Below are 19142 nucleotides of genomic sequence, written 5' to 3' on the forward strand. Positions count from 1 at the left end.
TGTGGTTGCTAAACCACAATCCTGCGGGGGAGCCACTTTTTGGCGTAGTGAGCTACGAGATGGAAGCCTTCGCCGCGGCTGCCGACTCGGATGCGCCGCCCTTCGCCGGCTCCAGCCGGACGATCACTGCCTTGGAGACAGGCGTGTTGCTACCCTCGGCGAGCTCTTCCAGCGGGACCAGCACGTTTGCCTCCGGGTAGTACGCAGCGGCGCAGCCGCGGGCACTCGGGTAGGAGACCACACGCCAGTTGCGGAGCACCCGCTCCCGGCCGTCCTGGTATTCACCGCGCACGTCCACGTACTGACCGTCAGCGAACCCCAGCTCGGCCAGATCCTCAGGGTTCACGAAGACCACGTGGCGGCCCTTCTTGATGCCGCGGTAACGGTCATTGTGACCGTAGATGGTGGTGTTGAACTGGTCGTGTGAGCGGAGGGTCTGCAGGATGAGGGTGCCCGCTGGCCGCTCGACAGCCTGCAGATCGTTCACCGTGATCATCGCTTTGCCGGTGGGAGTGCTGAAGGTCCGTGAATCGCGCGGGCCGTTTGGCAACACGAATCCGCCCTCGCGGCGAACCTTCTGGTTGTAGTCCTCACACCCGTCGACAACGCGTGAAATGTGCTCGCGGATGGTGTCATAGTTGGCCTCGAACCCTGCCCAGTCCACATTCACCTTGTCGCCGATCACAGCCCGCGCGAGGCGACTGACAATGGCGACCTCGGACAGCAGGTTCGGTGCAACTGGGTCCACTGTGCCGTGCGAGGGGTGCACGGCACACACCGTGTCCTCGACGGTGACGAACTGTGGACCGTTGGCCTGCATATCGATCTCGGAACGGCCCATGGTCGGGAAGATGACCGCCTCCTTGCCAATCACCGCGTGTGACCGGTTCAGCTTGGTGGAAATCTGCACCGTCATGTCGGTGGCCTGCATCGCTTCTTCGGCGGCGAGCGTGTCCGAGATCGCTGCGACAAGGTTCCCGCCGAGTGCGACGAAGACCTTAATGTCGCCGTCGCGCATCTGGCGAATGGTTTCCACTGCGTCAGTACCGTGGTCCCGGGGTGGGTCGAACCCGAACTCCTCTTCGATGGCGTCGAGGAACGCTGGTGGCATCTGCTCCCAGATGCCCATGGTGCGGTCGCCCTGCACGTTGCTGTGCCCGCGGATCGGTGAGGCGCCGGCGCCTGGCTTGCCAATGTTTCCACGCAGCAGGAGCAGGTTGATGATCTCCTTGATGGTTGCCACGCCCTTTTTCTGCTGCGTGATGCCCATGGCCCAGGTGATGATGACCTTGTCGGCCTTGATGTAACGTGCAGCCAACTCATCGATTTCCTCGACTGAAAGCCCCGTTGCTTCGAGGACAGCACCCTCGTCCAGCTGGGTCAGACTGACTTTGAGTTCGTCAAGACCCTGACAATGCTTCTCCAGGAAATCATGATCCAGGACCGTTCCTGGGTTCTCCGCTTCGGCGTCGAGGACCCGCCGGCAGATGGCCTGCATGAGGGCCATATCGCCGCCGATACGGATCTGCATGAACTGGTCGGCAATTTCCGTGCCACGACCAAGGACTCCCTTGACCTCCTGAGGGTTTTTGTACCGCTTCAGTCCCGCTTCGGGGAGGGGGTTGACCGCAACGATCTCGGCGCCGTTCTCCTTCGCGTGTTCCAGGGCCGTGAGCATCCGGGGGTGGTTGGTACCCGGGTTCTGGCCCATGATGATGATCAGATCAGCCTTGGCGAAGTCGTCGTATGCGACAGTGGCTTTGCCAATTCCGATGGTCTGGCCCATCGCCCAGCCAGAGGATTCGTGGCACATATTGGAACAGTCGGGAAGATTGTTGGTTCCGAAGGCCCTGACGAACAACTGGTAGGAGAACGCAGCTTCGTTCGAGGCGCGGCCGCTAGTGTAGAACGCTGACTGGTGCGGGGTCTCCAGCCCGTTCAGCTTGTCGGCAACCAGGGAGAACGCCTTCTCCCAGCTGACCGGCTGGTAGTGATCGCTGTCCGCCGGCTTGTAGACAGGTTCGGTCAGGCGGCCCTGCATGCCCAGCCAGTATTCGCTTCTGGTGAGCAGATCGGTGACTGAATGCTCGGCCCAGAACTCGGAGGCCACCAGGACGGGAGTTGCTTCCCAGGTGACAGCCTTTGCGCCGTTTTCGCAGAATTCGAAGTTGCTGCGCTTACCCGGATCCGGCCAGGCGCAACTCATGCAGTCGAAACCGTCCTTCTGGTTCAGCGCCAGCAGGGTCTTCCGTGTCCGGTTGACGCCCATGTGCTTGATCGCCGGCTGCATCGAATGGATGACTCCAGGAATACCTGCCGCCCAATCTTTGGGCTTGCCGACCTCAATTTCACTCTCGTCAGCTTCTTCCACTGCGGGGTTGCTGCTCGTCATGTTCACATCTCTTTTCTGACTGTCGTTACCTTCAGACTTAGCAGCCCGAGCGCGGCATCGCAAGAGGCCGCGCTGCTACCTGCTGTTATCGGAAGCCTGGTTTCGTTGCTGGCTTTCCTCGGCGGTGAGGTAATCAACGAAATCGGAGAGGCGTTCAGTGGCCAAGCGAAGATACTTGCCGATGGTCACCTGCTCCTCACTGGTGAACTCGCTTGTCAGCGTATCGAGCGAATCGAAGAGTGGTCGAAGTTCGCCGAGGATGCGACCAACTGCTTCTTCGGTTGGCCGCAGAAGCACCCGTCGTCTGTCCTTTTCATCACGTGCGCGGACCAGATGACCGGCGCGTTCAAGCCGATCAACGAGCTCGGTCGCAGACCCGGTACTGATACCCAATCTGCTGCCGAGTTCAGCTGGTCCTAGAGGTTCTCCCTCCTGGCTCATCACATGCCCGATGGCCGCGTAATCAAGGGGGCGCAGACTGATCTTGCTGCCCAGGGCATGATCCACTTCGGCAGCTGCCCGGTTTACTCCTCGGAGCGCCCACGAGAGCTCCTCGAGTGACACCCTGCGTCGCTCGGTCTCCTCGGCTCGCTTCGCCTGTTCACTGTGGGTCATGCTCCAATACTAGTTGACAAGTATCTCGGAAACCGAGAAACTCCTTGAAGGAGATAAATTTGGAGGAATAGTGAAACAGGAACCGCAAGCTGCCTCGGCCCCAACTCAGCCGGTTTTGACACCGGGCCAGCTTCGCGCGTTGCTGATAGTCCTGTGCGCCGGACTTGCCCTAGTGGTCGCCGGAAACTCTGCACTGTCGATTGCCCTCCCCAACATTGCCGCTGACCTTGAAGCAGACCAGTCCGAGTTGACGTGGATTATCGATGCGTACGCACTCACCTTCGCTGCGCTGCTCCTGACCGCCGGGATCGCGGCTGACCGCGTGGGGCGCCGCACAATCCTGGTGATTGGGCTGGCAATCTTCGGCCTCGCCTGTGTCGGGTCAGCGTTCTCGCCCGACACCACCTGGTTCATTGCCCTCCGGGCGCTGGCTGGGGTAGGGGCAGCAGCTGTTTTCCCCGTGACACTCTCAGCGCTGGTGGACGCGTATCCGGAGGACCGGAGGACCTTCGCTATCGGTGTGTGGTCCGGAGTCAGCTCCGCCGGAGCGGTTGCTGGCACCATCGTTGCCGGCGCCCTTCTTGAGGCATTTTGGTGGGGAAGCGTCCAGCTCCTCTTCGGCGTCGTTGCTCTCGCGATCATCGTCCCTGTGGTCTTCCTCGTTGCACAGCACCGTAACCGCTCGCTGTCCCTCGACCCACTCGGAGCACTCTGGTCGATAGTCGCTCTCGCGGGGCTGGTCTTCGGAGTCGTCGAAGGTCCCCAACGCGGATGGTTCGATCCGCTCACCCTCGCCTCCCTCGGCGTCGGGGTGGTCGGATTCATTGCCTTCATCTCGCACCAGCTTCGCTCACAGGCACCCTCCCTTGACGTGCGACTGTTCAAAAACAGAGGACTGGCAGCGGGGTCAATCATCGTGACAGTCCAGTTCTTCGCATCCCTGGGTTTCTTCGTCCTGACACCTCAGTACCTGCAGATCGTGCTTCAGTACACCCCTCTCGGCTCGGCCCTGGCTCTATTGATCATTCCGCTGGGAGTGGGTGCCGGGATTGGGAGTGCTAGCGTCCTCACGAAACGATTCGGTGCACGCGTCCCCGGATCGCTCGGTCTGCTCCTGATGGGGACGGGGTTCGCCGTCTTCGCCGTCGGCCTGGCCGAAGGCCTCGATGCGTCACTCTGGGTGATGGGTGCTGGAGTACTGGTGTTTGGGGTCGGCTTCGGAATGGGCATCACTCCTGGCACTGAAATGATCATCGAGGGACTTCCTGCCGAGCGGCGGTCAGTTGCAAGCGCAGTCAATGACATCACACGCGAAGTTGGTGGGGTGCTGGGCATAGCCATTTTGTCGAGCATTCTGGTCAGCTATTACCGCGCCGACATCAGACCAGCAATCGCAGCGCTCCCCGATCAGGTGCGGCAGGTAGTCGATTCGGGTGCGGGAGCCGCGCTCGGTGTGGCGGACTCCTTTGGGCCCGACGGCGAGAATCTCGCCAACGCTGCCCGCGAAGCCTTCGCCCAGGGTCTGAGTGCAAGCATGTGGTTCGGTGCAATCATTCTGGGCATAGCCGCGGTCGTCACAGCGATTGTCGCTCCCAGATCCGCCACCAGCGCTGAAGGCATCGACGCCCAGGAGCAGGAAATCAGCTCATAGTCGAAACCGGGCCGGTGGGCAGTAGTCTCGATGAGTGAAACCGTTCCTGCTGATAGCCACCCGTGCCGAGGATGAGGCCGCCGACGGCGAGTACCGGGCGTTCCAGCGCTTCGGCGGACTCAAGCCTCACCAGCTGCACAGGATCCGTGCCGAGTCCTCCCCGATACCGCACGTCGACCTCGGTCAATACTCGGGCATCATGGTCGGCGGCAGTCCGTTCAACTCGTCCGACCCCGAAGACCAGAAATCCGAGGTCCAGCGGAGGGTGGAACACGATATCGGTGAACTGCTGGACCGGGTAGTAGCGGCCGACTTCCCGTTCCTCGGCGCGTGCTACGGCGTGGGTACCCTTGGCCGGCATCAGGGCGCCGTGATCGACAGAACCTTCGCCGAGCCGATCGGTCCGGTACCCATCGCTGTCACCGCTGCCGGGGCGGCTGACCCGTTGCTGGCCGGGCTGCCGTCGTCGTTCGATGCCTTTGTTGGCCATAAGGAAGCCTGCACCACTCTGCCCGACGGCGCGGTACTGCTCGCCTCGTCGGCCAGCTGCCCGGTCCAGATGTTCAGGATCCGCAGCAACCTCTACGCGACCCAGTTTCATCCAGAGCTCGACGTCGATGGACTGATTCAGCGGATCGACATCTACCGCCATGCGGGGTACTTCCCCCCGGAAGAAGCAGAGGACTACATGAGCCGCGCTCGCTCGGCACAGGTCGAATGGCCGGCGGCGATCCTGCGGAACTTCGTGAACCGGTACGCGACGGCGTAGCTGAAGCGGAAGCGAGCTAAGCCAGGTTTTCACGCCGCGTTTACCTCGTATTGTCGCGGGGGATGGGCTGATGCGGCACCGTCGGTTGTGGAGGGGATCAACCCCCTCCATAACGAAGGGAACTTCTTCTATGGCATCCCGTTTAGCCAAGACCCTCGCCAGCACAGCCGCCGTCACTGTAAGCCTCACGCTCCTGGCTGCGCCTGGCGCCTCAGCGCAGGCCCCCGCTCCGGAGGAATCGTCGCCTATCCTGATCGGTCATCGTGGCGCCGCCGGAACCGCACCGGAGAACACTGTGGCCGCGTTCACGGACGGCCGCAGATCGGGTGCTGACTTCTTCGAGGTCGATGTTCAACTCAGCGCCGACGGCGTCCCCTTCCTCTTTCACGACGACACCCCTGCGCGCACCACCAACGTCGAGGAAGTCTTCCCCGACCGGGCCACCGACCCGATTACGTCCTTCACCTGGGCCGAACTGCAACAGCTCGACGCAGGGTCCTACTTCGATGACCAGTTCGTCGGTGAGCGGATTCCCCACCTCGACGACGCCGCTAAGGTTGCCAACACCAAAACTGGCGTGTACATCGAGATCAAGTCGCCGGTGAACTCGCCCGGTATAGAGCAGTTGGTCGCCGACGAACTGCGCACCGACAAGACCTGGCAGCGCCTCGTGGTGACTGACAAGGTCCAGGTCCTGGGCTTCGACGAGGCCTCCAACCGGACGTTCGCCGAGTTGGCCCCGGAGATTGAGTTGCAGCAGCTTGCAGGAGTTGTTCCGGGACCGGCTGTGCTTGAATCCTGGGCTACCTTCGCCGATTCGGTGGGCACCAACTACCGCGTGCTGACTGCGCAGAATGTCAGTGACGTCAAAGCAGCGGGCCTGATACTCGGGGTTTACACGGTGAATTCGCCCGAGGCGGTCCAGGCGTCAATCGATCTGGGGGTCGACGCCGTCACCACCGACTTCCCCATCCAGAACGCCCGCTACCTTCAGGGAGCACCGGTGTTTCCTGGTAGCGGCGTGGAGATTGTCGACTCGGTGAACAACCCAGCCGGCGACGATGTCCAGCCCGAAACGGGTGAGCATGTAGTGCTGCGCAACACCAGCAACAGGACCATCGATGTCAGCGGCTACATCCTGCGTGACGCCGCGAGCAACATTCTCACCGTGGGTGACGGCTACACGCTGGCCGCCGGAGCAGCACTGCGGGTCTACACCGGCCCCGGGACCAACGCCGCTGATGCCTACTACAACGGACGAACAGCCTCGCTGCTGAACAACGGTGGCGACTCAGTGGGATTGTGGACTCCGCGGGACAAGCTGCAGGATGTCTTCGCCAACTAACCGGGACAGTCGGGGGCGGCCTGCCTCAGGCCGGCGGTGACGACGTTGAGGGCCACCCCTGTTTCTGCCGCAGCCCGCCTCCGCATCCGGTGCACCAGCCGTTTCCTGTGCAGGAGCGCGGCGGGGTCCTGCAGGATGGCTGCCCAGACGTCATTGACCGTGCTGTACTGCAGGACTGCGCCGGTCACCCCGCGCACCACCCAGGTATCCCCGGCAGCTTGCACGCTGGGGATACCTGGCAGGCCGTGACAGAGTGTGTTGATGGTCTGCGCAGCGATCAGCCGGTGACGGAGGGTGCTGACTGGGCCGAGCACTTCATCGGCTGTGACTGTTCGTCCGCAGACGCCGCACATTTACTGGCCGTTCCTTCCACATGGTGAAAATTCCACTGGTGAGAATCATTGCATCACGTCGCCGGAGTTGGGGCCTAGGGTTTGTCCTACGAAGAGGTTGCCGCCGGGGTCACTCGCGAGCAGCAAAGCGGCGGGGGCAACCTCGGCCGGTGTGCCGAATCGTCCCAGGGGAAGCTCCTTCCGTTTGGCGGCCTTCCAATCGTCGGAGATTCCCTCCACCAGCGGTGTTTCGATCGGTCCCGGAGCTATGCAGTTGACCAGCACATTGTCACCGGCCACCTCAAGGGCGAGAGATTTGGTCATGCCGATCACCCCCGCCTTCGCCGCACTGTAGTGGCTGAGGCCGGTGCCGCCCTTGATGCCAAGCTGGGACGAGATGTTGATGATCCGTCCCCATTTGTTCGCCCGCATCTCGGCGACCACTTCACGGCAGCAGAGGAAGACCCCAGTCAGGTCGACGGCGATGGTTTCCTGCCACCGGGCCAGCGACATGTCCTGGAGCGGTGATTCAGTGAGCAGTCCTGCACTGTTGACGAGAATGTCGATCCTGCCCAGCTCTGCCCGCGCTGCGGCGAAGCCGGCCACCACGCTTGCCTCGTCGCCCACATCGACGGTGATCGAGTGGGGCGAGGGCGTCCGGTCCAGCACCACCACCCGCGAACCGGTCTCCCGGAAGGCCTCGGCGATCGCCGCCCCGATGCCGCTCCCGCCGCCGGTGACGACGACGGTCCGCGCGGCGCTCATGCCTTCATCTTGACGGTGAGGCCGCCGTCGACAATCAGCGACTGCCCGGTCACATAGGCGGCGTCGGCCGAGGTGAGGAACCCAATCACACTGGCTACCTCCTCCGGCCGGCCCACGCGACCCCACGGGATGTCCCGCCCCGCACGCTCCAGGCCGTCCGGCCCCAGCGAGTTCACGGGATCCAGGGACTGCGGGGTTTCGATCAATCCGGGAACGACCACGTTGGCCCTAATCCCTCGGGGACCCAGTTCGACGGCGACGCTCCTGACCAGCCCGAGAATTCCCGCTTTGGCGGCAGCGTAGTGCGCGTGCTCCTCCCAGCCGTAGACTCCACCCGCGATGGACGAGACGGCGACCATGGCGCCGCCGTCGTCCATCCGGGTGGAGCCAGCCCGCAGGGTCCTCAGCACACCGGTCAGATCGACGTCGAGCATGTCGTTCCAGCGAGAGTCGGTGAGCTCTCCGAGTGGAGCATTGCGCAGGACGCCGGCGTTGGCCACCGCGTAGTCCAGCCGCCCAAACTCGTTGAGCGCCCGGTCAGCGAAGGTCTCCACCGATTCAGTGTTCCTGACGTCCACTTCCTGGATGACGGCCCGGCCCCCGGCCCGCTCGACCAGGTGGAGGGTTTCCTCCGGGTCGTGCGGATCACCGGAGAACGTGCCTATGACCGAGCGGACCCCGCGCTGTGCGTAGTGGACGGCGAGAGCACGTCCAATTCCGCTGGCAGCGCCGGTAATGATGGCTACAGGTGACTCAGGCACTCGGGTCCTCCAGTAGCTCCTTCGGGATGGGCTTCGCCATCATCATCAGCAACCCGGAAACCAGGGTGCCGAGGGCGCCGACCCACAGGGCCGCCGCAGTAGTACCTGCCGCAGCTGTGACCACGGTGAACAACGCTCCGCCCAGGATGATGCCCGGCTGGCTCATCGCACCGATGAACGCCAGCCCGGTGGCCCGGCAGCTGACGGGGTAGCACTCTGCCATGAAGTACTGGATGGCCGCGTAGGGCCCCACCAGAAAGAAAAGCCCGACGCCGTAGGTGAGGATGATGAGGAAGGGGGTGGAAGCGATGGGGCTGAGCATGACCGAGAAGGAAATACCCGAGATGATCCAGCCGATGATGATGGTCTTCTTCCGGCCAATGACATCGCCGAACCAGCCGTGGAAGACATAGCCGAAGTAGGCAAGCCCGTTGATGACGATCAGCATCCAGAAGGCGTCTGACAGTTCCACTCCGCGGGAGTTCACCAGCACTGAGGAACCCAGGATGCTGAAGACCATGATGCCGAAGAAGTTCACGATCCAGGCGAGGGAGAAGACTATCGTGTTGCGCCGCAGCTGTGGTTCCCAGATGCGCTTCAGGGGAGCCGTTGAGGAGTGCTGGACGCCGAAGGAGCCGGCCAGTGCGTGGGCTTCGTCCACGTTCCCGGACTTTTCCAGCTGGGTCAGTTTCTCGTGCAGTTCAAACTGAGGGGATTCCTTGAGCTTCTTCGCGATCAGGTACACGATGATTGCCGCAGGAATGGCCGCCATGATGTACAGGGCCCGCCATCCGAGGGATGGCAGGAAGGCGAAGGCGAGGGCTGCAGCAAGCAGGAAGCCCAATGGCCAGCCGCCCTGGACGAAGGAGTAGTAGAAGCCGGGGCGTTTGCGCTTCTTTTCGTCCTCGGTGACCTGGAAAACCTCGTTCATGTAGGTCGCGTTGACAGCCTGCTCCGAGAAGCCGAGCCCGCCGAAGGAGCGCACCACAACGAGCATGGCGTTGCTGATGAAACCCAGTCCCGCAGGAATCACTGAGGTGAGCGCTGACACGACGGCGGTGCCACCGACGGTGAGCATCATTCCCTTGCGCCGGCCGAGCCGATCGATCACCGGGCCGATGCCGAAGCAGACGATCGCCGTGCCAACAGCAATCCAGGTGTTGATCGCGTAGGCCTCGGTCTCGGTCCACCCGAATTCTTCCTGCATGGCGGGAAGCAGCGTGCCGAACAACCCATAGTCGAAGACCGCGACGGTCCACGCGAGCAGTGCCAGGATCATCGCCGTATTGGTGTTTTTCTTGCTGAAGATGGGCAGCGCGCGTTTTTCGTCAGCGGTGGGCGTGGACAGGTCAATCAGTGCCGGAGCCTTCATGAGTTGGCTTCCTTTCTGGGATTGTCGGACAGGAACTTGTCGGCGATCTGGTCGAACGTCCGCCAGGTAACGCCGTCGTGCGAGTTGAAGTGCTGGATGAGGCGCTCAAGCATGAGCAGGACCTGGGGGCGGCCCGACACATCGGGGTGGATGGTCATGGTGAAGACGGCGTCGTCCATCTCCTGGTAAACCCAGTCGAACTGGTCCTTCCACATCTGCTCGATATCGCGGGGATTGACGAATCCGTGGGAGTTGGGGGCCGCCTTGATGAACATCATGGGAGGCAGATCGTCGAGGTACCAGTTGGCCGGGATCTCCACCAGGTCAGTTTCGTGGCCACGCACCAGCGGTTTCATCCACGCCTCGGCGGGCTTGCTGTAGTCGATCTTCGTCCAGCTGTCGCCCACCCGGACGTAGTACGGCTCGAAGTCGTTGTGCATCAGGGAATGGTCGTACTTGATGCCCCGCTCGAGCAGGATTTCGTTGGTGATGGTTGAGAACTCCCACCACGGCGCCACATACCCGGTGGGTCGCTTCCCGGAGACCTGCTCAATGAGTTCGATCGACCGGTCGAGGATGGCCGTTTCCTGCTCACGGGTCATCGCGATCGGGTTTTCGTGGGAGTAGCCGTGGACCCCGATCTCGTGACCGGCCTCCACCACCATCCGGGTCAGCTCAGGGAAGGTCTCCAGTGAGTGTCCCGGGATGAACCAGGTGGAGGGAAGGTTGTACTTTTCGAAAAGCCGGAGAATGCGGGGACCTCCCACCTCGCCGCTGAACAGCCCGCGCGAGATGTCGCAGGGGGAGTCCTCGCCGCCGTAGGAGCCGAGCATGCCAGCAACGGCGTCAACGTCTACGCCGAATGCAATCTGTATGTTCTTAGTCATGGGTCAGCCTTTCGATGGGGTCAAAGCGGTCAGGGCGTCGCTGTCCTGCGGGACCAGGAGGCCCCGCCGGTGGAAATGTTGTTCGATGAGGGGGCGGGTCATCCCGAGGGCGAGAAGCAGTTGCAGCAGAATCCTCGCCTGCCCCGGGCGGAGGAGGCCGGACGGGATCGCCCCCGCGGCGAGGAGGTCCTTCCCGCCGCCCGTGCCATAGACCGGCACCACAGGTCCGGCATGGACCCGCGTACTGGTGACGACGACGGCGCCTCCGGCCGTCGCCTCCGCCACCGCCGTGCACAGGACGGGGTTAGCGTTGCCGATCCCCGTGGCCTCCAGCACGATTCCTGCTGCTCCCGCCGCCAGCGCGGCCTCGATCATCACTGCATCGGCGCCGGGGTAGGAGGCGACGACGTCGGTTCGGGGGAAACCGACGCCGTCGCCTGTCTGGGGGGCGGGCAGGGGTTCGAAGCGGGCCGGGCGGGAGTCCATCGACACGACGCCGGTGCCTGTGACGCTGCCGGCCGGGATGCTGTCGGGACTGTCGAAGGCCGCATGGGCGGTGGTGTGAACCTTCCGCACTCCCGCCGAATGGAAGATCTGCCCGGCAAAGCTGACCAGGGCGCCCCTTCCACCCGCTTCGGGGGAAGCCGCGACGGCGATGGCCCGCCGCAGGTTATCCGGCCCGTCAGGTGTGGGGTGATCCGCGGCAAACTGGGCGCCGGTAAAGACCACCGGCCGCCAGTCGTCGTGAAGCAGATCGGCGAGGTAGGAGGTTTCCTCGGTGGTGTCAGTTCCATGGGTGACGACGACGCCCACCACCAGCGGATCGCTCAGCGCAGCTTTGACCTCTGAACAAATTTCCAGCATGTCCGGAAAGGTGAGCCGGTAGGAGCCCTTCCGCATCACGTCGACCACCTTCACCGGGACCGACCCGTGGCCGGTGCTTTGCAGCAGCACCTCGCCTGAGTCCTCCGCGATGGTTGCGCCGCCAGCCTCCGGGGAATTGCGGGAAGCGATGGTGCCGCCTGTTGCCAGCAGCACCACGAATTGATCATCGCTGGTTCTCATGGTCACCTCCTTCCTCGTCGCCATGCGGTTACACAATCGTTTGGGTAAGCTACAAATCGTGTCCGGCCAGATTCTGCGGCTGGTGTCGATTGCTCCCAGCCAGCCTGCTTGTCCGTCCGGTTAGTTACTCAACCCAATCGTTTGGGTTCGTTGTGGAAAAGACTAGAATGTGATTTGGGTCTCGTCAAGGGTTCGACTGAAAGTTTTCAGGTCTGAAACAATCATGTACATGATCAGGGAGCACGGCGGAGGGAGTCTTATGGGCGCAGGAGGGCAAAGCCGCGTACCGGTCACGCTGAAGGACCTTGCCAGCGAGTTGGGGATCCATCCCTCAACCGTCTCGAGGGTCCTTCACTCGACGTCGGACGTGGCCCGCGGTGCCGCTTCGTCAGCAACTGCGCAGAAGGTGCGGGATCTCGCCCGGGAGCGCGGATACTCACCGGATCCCCAGGCGAAATCCCTCAGGACACGCCGGACCCGCGCGCTCGGCGTAATCGTGCCGCGGCTCTCCGATATTGTCCTGGCCACCATGTATGAGGGCATCGAGGAAGCCGCGGCCGAGAACAACTATTCAACGTTCGTCATGAACTCCCACGACAGTCCTGACGAGCAGCGCCGGAAAGCCGAGATCATGCTGGCCCGTCGGGTAGACGGACTCATCCTCGGTGACGTACATGACGGCAGCGATCTGTTACCTGATCTGCGTGCACGACACATCCCGTTTGTGCTGATGAACCGCCGGCATCCCGGTTTCCCCTCGGCAACCTGCGACGACACCGTGGGAGGAGAGCTGGTGGCAGACCACCTCTGGCAGGCGGGTCATCGGCGTGTCTCCCTGATCGCTGGAGAACCCTATGCCAGCACGGCGCTGGACCGCACCGCCGGTTTCCGGCAACGCTGGCAGGACCTGGGCGGAGAGCTTCCTGACAGCTCAGTGATCTGGTCGCGCTTCGATACCGAGGGCGGCAAGGAGGCAGCGGAAACCATTGTTGCTCAGCCCGGTCCAGTACCGACGGCTGTTTTTGCCGTCAACGACTTCGCAGCGATCGGGGCGATGGGTACATTCCGCGCGCACGGGCTGACGGTGGGTCAGGACATTGCCGTCGTCGGCTTTAATGACACCTCACTCGCCGCACAGCTTCCCATCCCTTTGTCCTCGGTGCGCTCGCCGATGTTCCAGATTGGCCGTCAGGCGATGCTGATGCTGCGGCGGGTCATCAACGGCGAGCAGGTCGACTCGGTTCGGATGACACCCCAACTCTTCGTCCGTGAGAGCAGTGCCGCGTCGCCGCACCGCGAGTCGCAGCGTTCACTGGCCAGCTGACCCCCAGATCCTGGACCGCAGAGTCTTTCCTTCGTCGCGTGCTGCGAGTGCTTCCTCCATGGTCACCGGGGTGAAGGTTGTCTGCGTCCCTGGAGCGCTCCGCGCCAGCAGGTCCATATCGGAGCTGATGACCGTGGCCACCATCGCATAACCGCCGCCGGAGACGGCATCGCGGTGGAGCACTATGGGTTCCTTGCCACCGGGGATCTGGATGGAGCCGATCGCATAGCCGGCGTCGACGATGTTCGACGGATCGGATCCCGCGCCGAACGGCTGGACCCTCGGTTTCCACGACACCGAGGGGCCGGCATACCGCAGACCCGTCCGGTCAGCGACTGGCGTCAGCTTCCACGTGGCACTGAACAGGGTATTCAGCCCCTCCTCGGTCAGCCGATGGTCGTACAGACCGGGCATGACCCTTACGGTGATCTCCTTGGCGAAGGAAGGCCGGAGGGACTCGTCGATGAAGTCTGCAGCCGACGCATGGCGTTCCAGCCCGGCGGTCCCGACGTCGAGGGCGTCGCCCGCTTTGAGGGCGCGCCCCTCGAAGCCGCCCATGGCGCCCAACGCATAGGTGGAACGGCTGCCTAGCACCATCGGGACGTCGATTCCGCCCTGGACAGCGATGTAGTACCGGGTCCCGGCGCGGATCATCCCGAAGGACACCTCGTCGCCTGCGACCAGCTTAAGCCGGGTCCATTGCTCCCGGGGCGTCCCATTGACCAGAACGTCCACTGGGGCGCCGGCGACGGCGATGACGGCGTCGGTGTCGGTGGTGAACCGGGGCCCGATGTAGGTGCATTCCAGGACTGCCTCCGCTGGCGTGTTGCCGGCGAGGGCGTTGGCCAGCTCTGCCGACAGCTGGTCCATCGACCCGCCCTGGGGGATGCCGACGTGATAGTAGCCGGGCCGGCCCGTGTCCTGGACCGTCGTGGCAAGCCCGGGCTCAGTGATCCTAATGGCCATTGAGGTGCTCCGTGATCTCCTGGTTGTATTCAGTGGGGTGGGCAAGCGCCCGCTCGAGGTCGAACACCACGGGCGCCTGCCGGTAGGTGAATGACCCGTCAGCCACCAGCTCCTGGATCCGCCGGTATTCGTCTTCGTCAACCGGTTTAAACTTCACAATGTCTCCGGGTTTGAAGAAGATCATGAAGTCGTCGAAGTCCGAGAGGCGCTGGGCAGGATCGAAGATCGGCGCCGCGGCGATCCCGAACATCTGGTACCCACCGGCGCCCCGAACCGAGTAGATGCAGGCAAAACAACCGCCGTGACCCACGGTAAGGGCGGGAGTGTCGGTGCGGGGGCTCAGATACTTGGGGACCTCGAGCTGCTGGTCCTGCGGCACAATCTGGAACATGAAGGGCAGGCCGGCCACGAAACCGACCATCGACACCAGCCACGGTGACTCGTGATGGCGGCTGATGAACTCCGCCGGCGACGCCAGATGGTTCTCCTCGGCCGCGAAATCGAGGTCGTTACCCTCCGGGCGCTGGTGTCCCGAGCGAAATCGAGCACCGGTTTCACGGGTGTACGGATCGTCATACCAGACGGGCACCTCGATGACGCGGGTCTGGAGGGTGTGCTGTGACATCTGCGCAACTTCGGCCTCGACGCCGCGGACCGCTTCCTCGAGTGCGCTGGGCGGGAGGTCGTCCGGGTTGAAGCGGATCAGCAGGGACGCGTTGGCTGGGCAGATGTCGGTGATCCCCTGTACGGTGCGGGACCCCAGCGCGGCTGCCATCGCGTTGGCCTTGAAGTTGGCGGCGAGGCTCATTCCCTCAGCGATTTCGACAAAGAGGAATTCGTCTCCTCCCCAGGTGTAACGGGCCGCGTCCAGGTGCAGGGCTGTGTCGCTCATGCACTAGCTCCTAACAGGTCGGGTGTTGTTTCGATGAATTTGGAGTGGTGCTCGACGGCGGCCACTTCGCTCCGGGCGAGGACAGCCTTCAGCAGGGGGAGAGTGGTTTTCACCCCGGAGATGAGGACCTCGCTGAGCGCTCCGGCCGACCGGGTCATTGCCTGGTCTCTGCTGGAATCCCAGACGATGAGCTTGGCCAGCAACGAGTCGTAGAATGGCGCCACGGCCGACCCGGCCACCACCCCGGAGTCGATGCGGATGCCTGGACCTCCCGGCCACTGGAGCCGCTCCAGGGTGCCCGGGCTGGGCATGAATCCGTTCTCGGGGTCTTCGGCGTTGATCCGGAATTCGAAAGCGTGGCCGCTGAAACTGATGTCCTCCTGGGTGAGGCGGAGTGCTCCGTCGCGCGCCACCAGGATCTGCTCACGGATCAGGTCCAGGCCGGTGATCATTTCCGTGACGGGATGCTCGACCTGCAGGCGGGTGTTCATCTCGATGAACGCGGCTTCCTGGGTATCCGGGTTGTAGAGGAATTCGACCGTTCCCAGCCCGCTGTAGTGACATTGGCGGCCTAGCTCGATGGAGGAAGCCAGGATGGTTGCCCTGACCTCGTCGGGCAGCCCGGGGGCCGGGGCTTCCTCGACGATCTTCTGCTGTCGGCGTTGCAGGGAGCAGTCCCTGTCGCCCAGATGGACGACCTGTGCCCCGTCGCCGATGATCTGGACTTCCACGTGCCGGGCGCGGTGGACAAAATGTTCAAGGTACACGGTGGAGTCCCCGAAGGCCGCCTGGGCTTCGGCCTGGGCGATTTCCACAGTCGACAGGAGATCGGCTGCTGCGGTGACGAGGCGGATGCCCCTGCCGCCACCGCCTGCGGAGGCCTTGACCACGAGGGGATAGCCCACCTTCCCGGCGATCTCCAGGATGTTGCTGTCCGGTGTGAGAGCTCCGTCGCTGCCGCGCAGGGTGGGAACTCCCGCGGTCTTCGCCGCCTGCCGGGCGCGGGACTTGTTGCCCATGAGCTCGATGGCGTCGGCGGACGGACCAATCCAGGTCAGCCCCCGGTCAACCACGGCTCGCGCGAACCCTGCGTTTTCGGAGAGGAAGCCGTAGCCAGGGTGCACTGAGTCGCACCCGGTGGCCTGGGCAGCCTCAAGGACAGCTTCAGCGTTTAGGTAACTCTTTCCGGCCGGGGCTGGGCCGATGATGTGGACCTCGTCAGCCAGTTGCGCTGCGTAAGAGTCTTCATCGGGCTCGCTGGCCGCCAGCACCGTGCGGATGCCGAGGTCGCGGGCCGCGCGGATGATCCGGACGGCAATTTCGCCCCGGTTCGCTACCAGCAGTTTCTCCACGGTCATCCCTCGGTCACCGTCGCAATGACGTCACCGGGGTTGACGGCTCCCGAGTCTTCGATGGCGAAGGTTTCGAGAATCCCCGAGACATCACTGCGCACCTCGGAGAATTGCTTCATGATTTCGACGACGCCGACCGTCTGGCCAGCCTCGATCCGATCTCCAACGGTGGCGTAGGGCTCCTTGTCGGGGCCGGGCTTGCGGTAGAAGATGCCGGGAAGTGGGGAAATGATGTCGGTCATGGGTGGCCTTTCTGGGCTCTGTTCGGAACTGATTCCTGGACTGGTGGGATGCTACTCGGGGAGGGTGGCGCGCACGGCGGCGGCGACGTCGGGGGAGTTGGGTGCATCGGAGTGCACGCAGATGCTTTGGAAATCGATGTGCAGTTCGGTGCCGTCCGATGCCTCGACCACGCCGTCCGCCATCGCGCGGCGCACCCGCGCAGCGGCTTTGGCGGGATCGGTGGGTTCTGGCTGACGCTGGATCAGCAGCTGCCCCTCCGGGCCGTAGTTGAGGTCCACATAGAGTTCGCTGACAAACTGCACACCCAGTTCGTTGCAAACCGTCTGGTGTTCGGTAGCCGCGAGGCCGTAGAACGGCACGTTATAGAGGGCAGCGACCTTGGCCGCGGCCGTCATCAGGGACCGGTCCCTGGACAGCATGCCGTACAGGGATCCGTGGGGTTTGATGTGGTTGAGGGTGGCGCCGGCGGCGGTGAGGAAGGACTGGAGGGCTCCCACCTGGTAAAGCAGGATGTTCTCCACCTCGTCGGGGGTCAGCTTCATTTCGCGGCGGCCGAAACCGACCAGATCGGGTAGCCCTGGGTGGGCGCCGATGCCGAGTCCCCGTTCGGCAGCAGCTGACACCGTTGCGGCCATGGTGTCGGGGTCTCCAGCGTGGAACCCGCACGCCACATTGATGACGTCCACGGTGTCCATCAGGGCAAGGTCATTGCCGAAGGAGTGCAAGCCCAGGGACTCACCCATATCCGAATTCAGGGTGGGGCCTGGCTTGCTGGTGGCAGGGGTCACAGCTGGCGAAGTCATGCGCTTCACACTAGTAGCCGCCGGCGCAGCCGATATAGTGGACTTCCGCCCTCGGATAATCCGGTTTGATGGGCACATGCACAGGTGGACTCGATGATTATTGCTGATCTGCTATCCGAAGACACTCTCCAACTCCGGCTCCATACCCCCAGTTCGAGCGACCGGCTAGCCCGGGAAATCAGCTGGTGCGCCCCGGCCGAAACTATCGATCCCACCCCGTTCCTGAGCCGAAACGTCCTGCTCCTGACCAACGGCATCGGCCTGAATATCGAGGATGACCGCACCTGGTCGGCCTATGTGGAACGGCTGGTCTCGGTACAGGTGGCCGCGGTGGCGTTCGGCACCGGATTCGCCCACCACCTCATCCCGCCGGGGCTGGTGCGCGCAGCAGCGGACCACGATCTACCCCTGCTGGAGATCCCGCGGTCTGTCCCGTTCCTTCAGGTGCATCGCCACGTCACCAATGTGCTGCAGTCCGAGCGTTTCACCGCGATCACCCGGTCCTGGGAGCTCGCCCAGACGTGCGCCGGTCTCGCGTCATCGGGGGCAAGACTTTCCGTCATTCTCGATGCGGTCGCGGCGGCGGTCAGGGGTGAGGTGGCGATTGCCGACGCCCTCGGTGCGGTGATCGCCAGGTCGCCGGAGCGGTCAGCCTGGAGTCAGGAGGACCTGGAACAGGCAGCATCGGCAGGGATGGATGCCACGGTTCCGTTGCCGATGGGGACAGGGGATTCCTTCCAGCTAGTAGTGCGGGACGCCGAGGTGGAGCATCCCATTTCCACCCTGCTGGCGCCCGTTGCATCGATCATTGCCGTGCAGTTGCAGACCGCGCTGCTGACCACCACGTCCAAGCAGTCCGAGCTTGGTACGCTGCTGGATCAGGTGTTTGACTGGAACGGGGTGGCCTTGGAGCAGTTTGCCAGGACAGTGCGATCCACAGGGCTTCTCGGTGATGAGGCAACCGTCGTCATAGCGGTCCGCACGGGCCACGGCACCCTGTCGGATGCGTGGAAGACCCGGCTGATGTTGCAGTCAGTGTTCGACGTCGTCAGGGTCCAGGTGCGCCATGGCACGTTGTTCGCGTTTGCCCAGCAGCCACGGCCGGGGGACGATGCAGCAGCGACGGCTTCCGAGTCGCTCCTTGCCTGGTTCACCGAAGAGATGCCGGACCAGGCCGTGGTGCTCAAGGGGCCTTGCGCGAGCAGTGACGAGCTGAGGCTCGGCGTCTACCAGTCCCAGGACATGCTGGCGACCGTGGTCAGGCCAACTATTGCTCCTGAGTTGGGCATTAGCGCCCTGATCGCTTCAACGGCGACCCACGGCGCGCGGGCAGGCGCGCGAAAGCTGTTGGCTCCGGTGATCGCCTACGATTCCACCCATTCGCTGGGCCTGCTCCACACCCTTGAGTGCTTCCTGGCCCACGACGCCCATCCCTCCCGGGCTGCGGCCAGCCTGTACATCCACCGGAATACCCTGAGTCAGCGGATCGGCAAGCTGGAAGGGCTGCTGAAGTTATCCCTGTCGACTCTGGAGGGACAGACGACCTGCCTGCTCGCGTTGCGGATCCTTAGCAGTTCTGACCCGGATCGAACCGGTGCCTCGTAGGCT

Annotated in this window: 18 protein-coding genes; 5 read left to right on the forward strand and 13 right to left on the reverse strand. The window is 63.4% G+C overall.

The window, feature by feature from the left end; genetic code table 11:
• Positions 1 to 52 precede the first annotated feature (52 nt).
• Positions 53 to 2392 carry an FdhF/YdeP family oxidoreductase gene (locus tag Y703_RS0104270; RefSeq protein WP_026551719.1) on the reverse strand — a complete coding sequence of 780 codons (2340 nt, stop codon included), beginning with the start codon at positions 2390 to 2392 and terminating at the stop codon, positions 53 to 55.
• Positions 2393 to 2467: 75 nt separating this feature from the next.
• Entirely contained in the window at positions 2468 to 3007 is a 540-nt protein-coding gene (locus Y703_RS17905) for a MarR family winged helix-turn-helix transcriptional regulator (protein WP_051427299.1), read from the reverse strand.
• Between the two features lie 70 nt (positions 3008 to 3077).
• Between Y703_RS17905 and Y703_RS17910 the strand changes: the two genes are divergently transcribed.
• From Y703_RS17910 to Y703_RS0104290, 3 genes are all read left to right on the forward strand, one after another.
• Positions 3078 to 4658, forward strand: a complete 1581-nt coding sequence (locus Y703_RS17910; protein ID WP_051427300.1) for an MFS transporter — start codon at positions 3078 to 3080, stop codon at positions 4656 to 4658.
• 34 nt (positions 4659 to 4692) lie between these two features.
• Positions 4693 to 5427, forward strand: coding sequence for a glutamine amidotransferase (locus tag Y703_RS0104285; RefSeq protein ID WP_026551720.1), 735 nt, complete (start codon positions 4693 to 4695; stop codon positions 5425 to 5427).
• Between the two features lie 130 nt (positions 5428 to 5557).
• Complete coding sequence (locus tag Y703_RS0104290; RefSeq protein WP_026551721.1) at positions 5558 to 6772, forward strand: glycerophosphodiester phosphodiesterase family protein; 1215 nt, start codon at positions 5558 to 5560, stop codon at positions 6770 to 6772.
• Here Y703_RS0104290 and Y703_RS0104295 read toward each other — a convergent pair.
• Genes Y703_RS0104295 through Y703_RS17915 form a run of 6 tightly spaced genes read right to left on the reverse strand, consistent with a single transcriptional unit; the run spans position 6769 to position 11954 of the window.
• Positions 6769 to 7125: a hypothetical protein gene (locus Y703_RS0104295; protein ID WP_026551722.1), complete on the reverse strand. Its 357-nt coding sequence runs from the start codon at positions 7123 to 7125 to the stop codon at positions 6769 to 6771. The genes Y703_RS0104290 and Y703_RS0104295 overlap by 4 nt on opposite strands.
• Positions 7126 to 7170: 45 nt before the next feature.
• Entirely contained in the window at positions 7171 to 7869 is a 699-nt protein-coding gene (locus Y703_RS0104300; RefSeq protein WP_026551723.1) for an SDR family NAD(P)-dependent oxidoreductase, read from the reverse strand.
• Positions 7866 to 8630 (reverse strand): SDR family NAD(P)-dependent oxidoreductase, encoded by a 765-nt coding sequence (locus Y703_RS0104305; protein WP_026551724.1) that lies wholly within the window; start codon positions 8628 to 8630, stop codon positions 7866 to 7868. The genes Y703_RS0104300 and Y703_RS0104305 overlap by 4 nt, the downstream gene beginning before the upstream one ends.
• Entirely contained in the window at positions 8623 to 10002 is a 1380-nt protein-coding gene (locus tag Y703_RS0104310) for an MFS transporter (RefSeq protein ID WP_026551725.1), read from the reverse strand. The genes Y703_RS0104305 and Y703_RS0104310 overlap by 8 nt, the downstream gene beginning before the upstream one ends.
• Positions 9999 to 10889 (reverse strand): polysaccharide deacetylase family protein, encoded by an 891-nt coding sequence (locus Y703_RS0104315; RefSeq protein WP_026551726.1) that lies wholly within the window; start codon positions 10887 to 10889, stop codon positions 9999 to 10001. Before Y703_RS0104315 ends, Y703_RS0104310 begins: the two co-directional genes overlap by 4 nt.
• Positions 10890 to 10892: 3 nt before the next feature.
• The gene (locus tag Y703_RS17915; RefSeq protein WP_051427301.1) at positions 10893 to 11954 is read right to left on the reverse strand and encodes an asparaginase; all 1062 of its coding nucleotides are present in this window, start codon (positions 11952 to 11954) and stop codon (positions 10893 to 10895) included.
• Positions 11955 to 12183: 229 nt separating this feature from the next.
• On the opposite strand from Y703_RS17915, the gene Y703_RS17920 reads away from it, so the two are divergent.
• On the forward strand, positions 12184 to 13278 hold the full coding sequence (locus tag Y703_RS17920; RefSeq protein ID WP_253907930.1) for a LacI family DNA-binding transcriptional regulator: 1095 nt from the start codon (positions 12184 to 12186) through the stop codon (positions 13276 to 13278).
• Here the strand turns inward: Y703_RS17920 and Y703_RS0104330 are convergent.
• Genes Y703_RS0104330 through pxpA form a run of 5 tightly spaced genes read right to left on the reverse strand, consistent with a single transcriptional unit; the run spans position 13264 to position 17534 of the window.
• Positions 13264 to 14244, reverse strand: coding sequence for a 5-oxoprolinase subunit C family protein (locus tag Y703_RS0104330; protein ID WP_026551727.1), 981 nt, complete (start codon positions 14242 to 14244; stop codon positions 13264 to 13266). The genes Y703_RS17920 and Y703_RS0104330 overlap by 15 nt on opposite strands.
• Positions 14234 to 15136 carry a 5-oxoprolinase subunit B family protein gene (locus Y703_RS0104335; RefSeq protein ID WP_026551728.1) on the reverse strand — a complete coding sequence of 301 codons (903 nt, stop codon included), beginning with the start codon at positions 15134 to 15136 and terminating at the stop codon, positions 14234 to 14236. The genes Y703_RS0104330 and Y703_RS0104335 overlap by 11 nt, the downstream gene beginning before the upstream one ends.
• Complete coding sequence (locus Y703_RS0104340) at positions 15133 to 16494, reverse strand: acetyl-CoA carboxylase biotin carboxylase subunit (RefSeq protein WP_035763824.1); 1362 nt, start codon at positions 16492 to 16494, stop codon at positions 15133 to 15135. Before Y703_RS0104340 ends, Y703_RS0104335 begins: the two co-directional genes overlap by 4 nt.
• Positions 16491 to 16730, reverse strand: a complete 240-nt coding sequence (locus Y703_RS0104345; protein WP_026551730.1) for an acetyl-CoA carboxylase — start codon at positions 16728 to 16730, stop codon at positions 16491 to 16493. Before Y703_RS0104345 ends, Y703_RS0104340 begins: the two co-directional genes overlap by 4 nt.
• A gap of 51 nt (positions 16731 to 16781) precedes the next feature.
• Complete coding sequence (pxpA, locus tag Y703_RS0104350; RefSeq protein WP_253907931.1) at positions 16782 to 17534, reverse strand: 5-oxoprolinase subunit PxpA; 753 nt, start codon at positions 17532 to 17534, stop codon at positions 16782 to 16784.
• Between the two features lie 93 nt (positions 17535 to 17627).
• Here pxpA and Y703_RS0104355 point away from each other — a divergent pair, with 93 nt between their 5' ends.
• The gene (locus tag Y703_RS0104355; protein ID WP_026551732.1) at positions 17628 to 19139 is read left to right on the forward strand and encodes a PucR family transcriptional regulator; all 1512 of its coding nucleotides are present in this window, start codon (positions 17628 to 17630) and stop codon (positions 19137 to 19139) included.
• Positions 19140 to 19142 lie beyond the last annotated feature (3 nt).

Source organism: Arthrobacter sp. H20 (assembly GCF_000520515.1).
Classification (GTDB): Bacteria; Actinomycetota; Actinomycetes; order Actinomycetales; family Micrococcaceae; genus Arthrobacter_D.

Coding starts and splice junctions, on each gene's coding strand:
- Y703_RS17920 (WP_253907930.1), top strand. CDS start 12,184: ATGATCAGGGAGCACGGCGGAGGGAGTCTTATGGGCGCAGGAGGGCAA.
- Y703_RS0104335 (WP_026551728.1), bottom strand. CDS start 15,136: ATGAGCGACACAGCCCTGCACCTGGACGCGGCCCGTTACACCTGGGGA.
- pxpA (WP_253907931.1), bottom strand. CDS start 17,534: ATGACTTCGCCAGCTGTGACCCCTGCCACCAGCAAGCCAGGCCCCACC.
- Y703_RS0104295 (WP_026551722.1), bottom strand. CDS start 7,125: ATGTGCGGCGTCTGCGGACGAACAGTCACAGCCGATGAAGTGCTCGGC.
- Y703_RS0104290 (WP_026551721.1), top strand. CDS start 5,558: ATGGCATCCCGTTTAGCCAAGACCCTCGCCAGCACAGCCGCCGTCACT.
- Y703_RS0104300 (WP_026551723.1), bottom strand. CDS start 7,869: ATGAGCGCCGCGCGGACCGTCGTCGTCACCGGCGGCGGGAGCGGCATC.
- Y703_RS0104270 (WP_026551719.1), bottom strand. CDS start 2,392: ATGACGAGCAGCAACCCCGCAGTGGAAGAAGCTGACGAGAGTGAAATT.
- Y703_RS17905 (WP_051427299.1), bottom strand. CDS start 3,007: ATGACCCACAGTGAACAGGCGAAGCGAGCCGAGGAGACCGAGCGACGC.
- Y703_RS0104330 (WP_026551727.1), bottom strand. CDS start 14,244: ATGGCCATTAGGATCACTGAGCCCGGGCTTGCCACGACGGTCCAGGAC.
- Y703_RS0104355 (WP_026551732.1), top strand. CDS start 17,628: ATGATTATTGCTGATCTGCTATCCGAAGACACTCTCCAACTCCGGCTC.
- Y703_RS0104340 (WP_035763824.1), bottom strand. CDS start 16,494: ATGACCGTGGAGAAACTGCTGGTAGCGAACCGGGGCGAAATTGCCGTC.
- Y703_RS17915 (WP_051427301.1), bottom strand. CDS start 11,954: ATGAGAACCAGCGATGATCAATTCGTGGTGCTGCTGGCAACAGGCGGC.
- Y703_RS0104315 (WP_026551726.1), bottom strand. CDS start 10,889: ATGACTAAGAACATACAGATTGCATTCGGCGTAGACGTTGACGCCGTT.
- Y703_RS0104345 (WP_026551730.1), bottom strand. CDS start 16,730: ATGACCGACATCATTTCCCCACTTCCCGGCATCTTCTACCGCAAGCCC.
- Y703_RS0104310 (WP_026551725.1), bottom strand. CDS start 10,002: ATGAAGGCTCCGGCACTGATTGACCTGTCCACGCCCACCGCTGACGAA.